This window comes from Microcoleus sp. BR0-C5 (assembly GCF_036705045.1).
Classification (GTDB): domain Bacteria; phylum Cyanobacteriota; class Cyanobacteriia; order Cyanobacteriales; family Microcoleaceae; genus Microcoleus.
In genome coordinates this window covers 123,605-131,621 of the sequence record NZ_JAUBTR010000011.1, presented here as the reverse complement: position 1 = coordinate 131,621, position 8,017 = coordinate 123,605, and the positions used below count along the sequence as shown (strand labels likewise).

6 protein-coding genes are annotated in these 8,017 nt (G+C 46.5%); 4 read left to right on the top strand and 2 right to left on the bottom strand.

Going from position 1 to position 8,017, the window contains the following annotated elements; translation table 11 throughout:
- The first annotated feature begins 345 nt into the window (after positions 1 to 345).
- Both QUB08_RS08020 and QUB08_RS08015 read left to right on the top strand, forming a co-directional pair.
- On the top strand, positions 346 to 1,941 hold the full coding sequence (locus QUB08_RS08020; RefSeq protein WP_333224242.1) for a tetratricopeptide repeat protein: 1,596 nt from the start codon (positions 346 to 348) through the stop codon (positions 1,939 to 1,941).
- A 132-nt stretch (positions 1,942 to 2,073) separates the two neighbouring features.
- Positions 2,074 to 2,457, top strand: a complete 384-nt coding sequence (locus QUB08_RS08015; protein WP_333224241.1) for a hypothetical protein — start codon at positions 2,074 to 2,076, stop codon at positions 2,455 to 2,457.
- Positions 2,458 to 3,168: 711 nt separating this feature from the next.
- On the opposite strand, the gene QUB08_RS08010 is transcribed toward QUB08_RS08015, so the two are convergent.
- Positions 3,169 to 3,990 carry an alpha/beta hydrolase gene (locus QUB08_RS08010; protein WP_333224240.1) on the bottom strand — a complete coding sequence of 274 codons (822 nt, stop codon included), beginning with the start codon at positions 3,988 to 3,990 and terminating at the stop codon, positions 3,169 to 3,171.
- A 99-nt stretch (positions 3,991 to 4,089) separates the two neighbouring features.
- Entirely contained in the window at positions 4,090 to 4,815 is a 726-nt protein-coding gene (locus QUB08_RS08005) for a lysophospholipid acyltransferase family protein (RefSeq protein ID WP_333224239.1), read from the bottom strand.
- An 840-nt stretch (positions 4,816 to 5,655) separates the two neighbouring features.
- Between QUB08_RS08005 and QUB08_RS08000 the strand changes: the two genes are divergently transcribed.
- Positions 5,656 to 5,970 (top strand): hypothetical protein, encoded by a 315-nt coding sequence (locus QUB08_RS08000; RefSeq protein WP_333224238.1) that lies wholly within the window; start codon positions 5,656 to 5,658, stop codon positions 5,968 to 5,970.
- 129 nt (positions 5,971 to 6,099) lie between these two features.
- The gene (locus QUB08_RS07995) at positions 6,100 to 7,827 is read left to right on the top strand and encodes a succinate dehydrogenase/fumarate reductase flavoprotein subunit (RefSeq protein WP_333224237.1); all 1,728 of its coding nucleotides are present in this window, start codon (positions 6,100 to 6,102) and stop codon (positions 7,825 to 7,827) included.
- Positions 7,828 to 8,017: the final 190 nt, after the last annotated feature.

Below are 8,017 nucleotides of genomic sequence, written 5' to 3'. Positions count from 1 at the left end.
AGAAAAATGTAAAGGTAAAATAATCCATAATGCGTGAGAGTGAAATCTCTTTGACTTTGGGGACATTACCAACTTAGTGCTGCTCCATTTCAATGTTCAAAAACTTGAAGAAAAAGCGATCTTGCCCACTCGACGAAGGGCGCGATCGCTTTTTTTCGGAGTGCGTAGGCAACGCCCGTCGTAGATATCGCTTTTTGTTTACGAGAGAGCCATTGATTGACGTGCTCACATTGATTTTCCTTGATAATAATTAATCTTTTTTAGCTTGTTCAGTTTGAGTAACTAAGACATAATCTGCTCAACGTAAGTTATTCTATTTCCCCTTATATATAGCCAGTCTAAATTATGTCTGGACACTTTGCCACATCATTGGTGCAGTTCTGCCCATCCTCTGGGCTAGAGATGAATGTTCACTTTTTCTTAGAAGAAAAGCCAATTAGACAAGAGCAGAAATTGAACACTTTAAGTAAGTATGTTCAGAAATATCCCCAAGGATGGAAAAAAAGGTTAGAACTAGCTAATTTGCTTTACCAGATGGGAGACTGGCAACAAGCGATTGCCGAATATCATCAAGTGATTGAGCGACAACCGCAATTAATGGGTGTGCGGCTGCAACTAGGGAAACTATTGCAGCTAATGAAACGAGAAAAAGAGGCAATAGAAGTCTATGAAAAAGCCTGGTCGTGTTACGAAAACGAAGCGACTCAGCATCATATCAAGGGATTGATTGCAGTTTGTCGGGGTGAGAGTGACCAAGCAATTATTGCCTTTAATTTAGCAACTCATTTAGAACCTGAAAAAGTCGTTCACCGGCTGGCTTTGGCACAGGTGTATCAGCAGATAGAAAATCATCTTGGCGTGCTCAGTGCTGTGGAGCAAATTTTGGCAATCAACCCAGATGATGTTGTGGCGTTGATTTACAGCCATGATGCGAATCTGGCGGTGGGGGATATGAGCGCCGCAACAGAGCAGTTGAGCAAGCTTATAGCTCTATTTCCGAATGATTTTAGGGTACTGCAACGACAAATTGAGCAACGTCTTCAGATGAGATTAGTTTCTGGTGAAGAGGGGAAACTGACGAAAAAGATGATTACCTCTTTACTGCTACAAACTCCTCATGGGGCTGAGGCTCACAATTCTCTGGGCTATTATCACATTTTCCGAGGCAATTGGCGGCAAGGTGTGGAGGTGTTAGCAGAGTTTACCACCGAACACCCCAATCATCCTTATGGTTGGTATTACTATGGCCGGTGCTTATACGACACGAGAGACTATCAAAAAGCAGCACAGATGATGGCGAATGCTTATCAACTGTATCCCCATAATTGTGCAATTTATCAGGTCTTGTGTGAAATTTTACCTGCTGCCAAACGCTGGGAAGAATTGCGTTTTGTGGTAGAACAGATGCTGAAACGATTTCCTGAACGTTGGAGTGTGTGGGCGACTGCGGGGCGGGTGTTGGTGGAACATTTCAAAGAGATTGAACGAGGATGTAAAGTTTCTGTTCAGGCGACGAAACTTCAGCCGCAGTTAGCTGATGCTTGGTTTCGTCATGGGCGGGTGTTGGCTTTGGCTCTTAAACATCAACAAGCGGTGGAGGCGTTGGAGAAAGGATGGAAGTTGTTACCAGCCGGAATTTCTCTGCAATTCGTGCCGACGGCGTTGTGGCTGGCGGAGAGTTACCAGGTGCTGGGGGATGTTGGGGCTAGTCAGCGCTGGTGGAAAGTTGCCGGTGAGGGATGTCAGGAATTGAGCGCGTTTAACGGGGCTATGGCTGACTACTGGTTAGGGCGAGCGTTAGTGGGGTTGAAAGATCCGTTGGGGGCGGTACAGGCTTATGAAAGTGCTTTGAGTCAGCAGTTGTTGTATCCAGCGCGTGGGGAGGTTGAGAAGAGTTTGCTGCGCTTGAAGGGTAAGAAGGGGAAGGGTTCTAGGGGTTGAGGGGGGATTTTTGGGGGAGAAAATTTCCTCGTAACTCGAAAAATTACTAAATTGGGATCGGGAAACGTCTAAAAGATGTGGGAAAAAAAAACCACTAATCAACGTAAATTTCAACAAACGAGGTATTGTCGTATGAGTTTTGTCAAAAAATTACCAGCAGTTTTAATCGCTGCGGCTGGTATCTCTTTGGGTTTCGTTGGTACAGCCTTAGCAGAAACGATTTTATTAGGAGAGAAGACTCTCGGTCCTCAAGAGACATTGAACTTAATGCCAAAAGATATGAGGAATATAACGCTTTGCTTCCAGACAACTGATAACTTAGTGGGTAACCTAAAATTGCTTTATATCACCGACAGGGTGGGCGGAGTAGACGTAAAAATAGAAGATTTACAGGCTAGCCCTAAAGAACAATGTATATCCAAAAGAATTGGTATATATCCGGTAAAGGTAATAAATATGCAAAGAAACAGGCCTGAGTTTAGTCGATCTATTCGTGTACGTGCGACGCAGGAATAAAGAATTACGTCATACCAATTTAATGTGAAGTTGCACATATCTCGATCCCCCTCGCATCCCCCTTAAGAAGAGGGACTTTGAGAAGAATCTTGTCCCACCCCCTACTCCCCTTATTAAGGGGGGTTAGGGGGGATCAGATTCTACGGGGCCTCATAAAAAATTGGTATCAGGAAGCGCACATCTAAAGGCATAGGCTTGAAAAAGTCAGAATCTGACCAGACTAAGTATGTTTCACGAGTAGTAAAGCAGGGTGGATTTATTGTCAGAGGATAAGTAGGTAGGCGCAAATAAACCTTGCTGTGTAGCCGAATTTAAAGCTGCTAGAACCGTAAGCAATTGCGACGTTTAACGAACAATGACATACTTATGTATTTTCCCACTCATCTACTTAAATGTATCATAGTATTTGCGATCGGGTCTGACCCGATCGCAAATACTATCCTAACTCGGTGTATCGCTAATGAACTTAATTGAAGCTATTATTGCAGTTCCTGACCATCGACATCCAAGAGGTATTAAGTAGGTAGGCGCAAAGAAACCTCGCTAGGTAACGGAATGTAAATCTGCCAGAACCATTGCGATTGCTTCGTTTCACTTCGTTTCATGCAGCTATGACATACTTATGTATTTTCCCACTCATCTACTTAATTGCTAATTGCTGATGCCGATAAGATTGTTTTTCGGAGATGCCCCATGCCCAATGACTATTGACTATTGACTGCTGACTAATGACCGATTTTCTTCGGATTTTGTCAAAAAATTGCGAGCTTGCATAATCCCGTAAAGGTTAACATCTGTTTCTAACAAACAAGCATGACCGCTGTTAGCTAGCAGCACCATTTGAGCTTTGGGAATTACCTTGACTAAAAGCTTCGCTTCTACTAGGGAAGGCAGCAGCCGATCGGCACCGCTAGCAATTACTAGCGTCGGCTGTTTGATGCCGCGCAACTGATTTTCGTCAACATTAAACGATCGCACTAACGCCAATCTCCACACAGACGTATTTTGCGGTACCGCTTGCATCGCTTCTAGCAAAGCTCGCCGATCGTCGCGCCCAATCTTTCCTAATGATGCTAATATCGGCAATAAACCGATTACCGACAGCGGATAAAGGTTGGCCGGCAGCCACTGAGTCAGATAGGACCCCCACTGCACCCAAGGCTGCTGTCGAAACGAAGAAGCTGGATTGACTAATATTAATCGATCGCACAATTGGGGAGCTTCTAAAACAGTTTTCATCGCTAAACAGCCCCCAAATGACTCGCCGCAGAGATAAACCGGCCGCTTCGGCTTTCCGGCTTGCTTTTCTGCTTCAATTAAGGCTATTGTTTCGCTAACCAGTACCTCCCAACTAGCCATGTCGTCAGCCGGTACAGTTAAGCAGCGAATGTCGAAATCATTTGCTAATTTAGAAATTTGCGGCCGCAGTAGCAAACCGCTGCCATCCATACCGGGCAGAAATACAAATAAAGGGCGATCGGGTTTCGGCGGTTTGGGGGTTAGGAAACGAATCTTGTTGTTAGCATTTGCCATGATTCAAGTCAATCGATTTTAGATTTTAGATTTTAGATTTTAGATTGGAAATCTGATACCAGCCCACAGTCAACAGTCAACAGTCAACAGTCAACAAACTTACAAACAACCTCGTTGGAGTAATTCGGCAATTTCTCCCTGACAGTGGTTTGTGAGTTCAGCTACAACTGCTTTGGCTTTTTTGCCTCGATATTGCTGCTGTCTCTCGACAGTAATCCAGTAAGGCTGGCCGATTAAAACATTAACTCGCTGATAAATTATCACAGGATGCCACCCAGATCGATCGAACAGCGGTTCCGAAGGATCAAACAAACTCAACAACTTGAGCGGTACACCCGATCGTACTGAGTGTTCCTCAAAAGAACTAATCGCCACCGGCAAAACTGCCAAATCCCGCACCGGTGCTCGCAAAGCCAAATGAGCAAATCCCCGCTGAAACTTCCCCACAGTATTCGGCCCAGTCAGCTTCACCATCGGTTCTGCACCCTCTGGAAACACCCCCACCATCTCCCCGCTTTGCAGCAGCGCTGTCGCTTGAGAGAAAAAATGCTGCTGTCGGTGTTCCGGTGCTTCCAAGGGGAAAGCGCCGAAAGTCGTGACCACTTCCCTCATCACCGGAACTTGACCCATGTAATGATGACAAGCAAAGCGGATCGATCGACCCAAAGCCGCCGTCAGCAGCACAGGATCTAAGAAACTGCGGTGATTGCTCACCACCAGAACCGGACTCTCTTGGGGAATCCGGTCTTCGCGGTACATAAACATCTGCGTTCCCAAACCAGCCAGGAAACAGCGCGAAATCAGCAATTTGCTCTCTGAAGACATGGGCGAAAAGACAGGTGCGACGCTATAAAGGTTGATTCCATTTCCACGCAGCTTAACATTTCTTTACCAAGTCGGGGCTCCCTCAAAAAGTAGACTTTCCCCTTATGCCTTGGTTTCCTAATCCTGGACGCACGGGCGGCCATCACCTTGGTTGTTTCGCACGTTTACTTCTAGTGGGCCCGCCAAAACAGTAAAAAACCCGGTTTCTAGGCGTTGGAGGGCGTCAGCCAACTGTTTCGGCAGAAATTCCCCTCAGAAGCAAAAATTTATCAAGTGTTGTGGCAACTTATCAGGAAATTGGGTTGAAAACCCCGTGGTTATAGGACGGCTTTTTGATACCATAGACATGGTTGTAATTCCCAAGGTGGGCGGTTGTGAAGCGGCGCCATCGTCGGCACCCTAGAACCTGAAAGCTTTTTGAGAGCAAAAAGAAGGGTAGCGAAAACCTTGTAAAACAGAGCTAGGGAATCAACGCATTCTCACCAGAAAATCAATAATTTGTTTCAGTCAAGTAGGGTGGGGCACACCCGAACTCGCTTGCTCGTATCAAGCGTACGCTTTTGGAGATAGGCTAAGAAGGGGTGGTTGTGAGTTAAGCTGGTCAATTGGTGCAATTGCACGGTTGAAGAGTTTAAGGATTGCCGCAAGGACACAGCGCTTAAAGGTCAGTCGATGAATTAAGAATCCCCGTGCGTTCACGCCGGAGAGTGTCAATAAAGAATGTTTACAACAACCCCAAAACCAAGTTGCGGCAGCTAAACTTAGAAATTTACAGTGGGCATTGACGCACTGTCAAAGTATTTTTGGACAAGTGGTAATAGCAATCTCGCGAGGCATCAAATGAAGAACATCCAAAACTATCGCCTTAGATGTACGCTCACCTTTGGCGACATTTACGGTCAAATCATTGTTTGGCTGATAGTCATCTTCCTAAGTCTAGCGTCGGCACTCGCCTTGTGGAGTAGCGCCCGCCAAATCTTCGCCTTGGCTACCGTCGGCTTGATTTTAGTGCTGTCTCTGCCCTTCTTGCTGTTTGCTTTCGTTACAACTCTGCTAAATAACATTGAAGTGCTTGCTGTAGAACCCGGTACGGAACCTCAACCTTCTGCAACGGGAAATCAGTCGCTTCAGAACCCTGCCGAAAGCGCCGGCTAGTCCAATTTGAAATTTTAACTTTTGATTTGAATGGAAAATCAAAAGTTAAAAAACTTCCTGCTCTTTTGGTGGGAAGTTTTTTTTTGCGTCACGATAAGTTGAGCAGAACACTCAAAATAATTAAAAGAAATGCTAGAACACGACGTAATCATTGTAGGCGGCGGTTTAGCAGGTTGCCGCGCCGCAGTCGAAATTGCTCGGACTGACCCCAGTTTAAAGGTAGCTGTAGTTGCCAAAACTCACCCGATTCGATCGCACTCCGTCGCAGCCCAAGGCGGCATGGCCTCCAGCCTCCAAAATGTCGATCCCGAAGACAGTTGGAAAGCCCACGCTTTCGACACCGTAAAAGGTTCAGACTATTTAGCTGACCAAGACGCGGTAGAAATCCTCACCCGCGAAGCCCCCGGTGTAGTCATAGATTTAGAACACATGGGAGTCCTCTTCTCCCGCCTCCCAGACGGCAGAATTGCCCAGCGCGCTTTCGGCGGACATTCCCACCGCCGCACCTGCTACGCCGCCGACAAAACTGGTCACGCCATCCTCCACGAATTAGTCAACAATCTGCGCCGCTGCGGAGTTCACATCTATCAGGAGTGGTATGTCACGCGCCTGATTTTGGAAGAAGGCCAAGCCAAGGGGGTAGTTATGTACCGCCTTCTAGACGGTCAAATTGAGGTTGTCCGTGCTAAGGCGGTGATGTTTGCTACGGGAGGTTACGGCCGAGTTTACAATACCACCTCGAACGATTACGCCTCGACGGGAGACGGTTTGGCGATGACTGCTTTAGCTGGATTGCCGCTGGAAGATATGGAATTCGTGCAGTTTCACCCGACTGGTTTGTATCCCGTGGGAGTGTTGATTTCCGAGGCTGTGCGGGGCGAAGGGGCTTATTTGATTAATTCAGAGGGCGATCGATTTATGGCCAATTATGCCCCGTCGCGGATGGAATTAGCGCCCAGAGATATCACCTCGCGGTCAATTTCCATAGAAATTCGCGCTGGCAGAGGAATTAATGTTGATGGTAGTGCCGGCGGCCCCTTTATCTACCTCGATTTGCGGCACATGGGACGCGAAAAAATTATGAGCAAAATTCCTTTTGCTTGGGAAGAAGCCCACCGTTTGTTAGGAATTGATGCCGTAAATCAGCCGATGCCCGTGCGCCCTACCGTTCACTATTCAATGGGGGGAATTCCTACTAATGTTAGCGGGCAAGTTCGCAGCAGTCCTGATAGTTTGGTAGACGGTTTCTTTGCCGCAGGCGAAGCAGCTTGCGTGTCTGTTCATGGCGCCAACCGTTTAGGCAGCAATTCGCTGTTGGAATGCGTAGTTTACGGCAAAGTTACTGGTGCAACCATAGCACAATTCGTACAAAATCGCAAGTTGCCTGCCGTAGACGAACACCGTTATATTACGGAAGCAAAAGAGCAAATTCAGGCACTTTTAGAACGTCCGGGAAAATACCGCATCAATCAAATCCGGCAGCAGTATCAAGATACTATGACTGAGTATTGTGGCGTATTTCGTAGCGCCGAATTGATGCAGGAAGGTTTAAATAAATTGGAGGATTTAGAGCGACAATATGAGGAGGTTTACTTAGACGATAAAGGCAAGTTGTGGAATACGGAAATTGTGGAAGCTTTGGAGTTGCGGAGTTTGATAATTGTCGGAAAAATGATTTTAACTTCTGCTTTGAATCGGCAGGAAAGTCGGGGAGCTCATTCGCGGGAAGATTTTACTGAGCGGGACGATGGGAATTTCTTGAAGCATACAATGGCGTATTATTCGCCTGCGGGGATTGATTTGGCTTATATGCCGGTGGCGATTACGATGTTTGAGCCGCAGGAGAGGAAGTATTAATTTGTAGGTGGGCATTGCCAGCCCTGTTAAAGTAGTGACTAAATCCCTCAAACGCTTGAAATTGCGTAGGGGGCGATCATTAAATCTTCTTCTTTTAACAGGTGATTACCAATAAACTAGGTTTATTGGTAATCGCCACCGCCTAGAATGACGGAAATCAGTCGTTAGCGCAGCCCTCGAAGAGGATCGC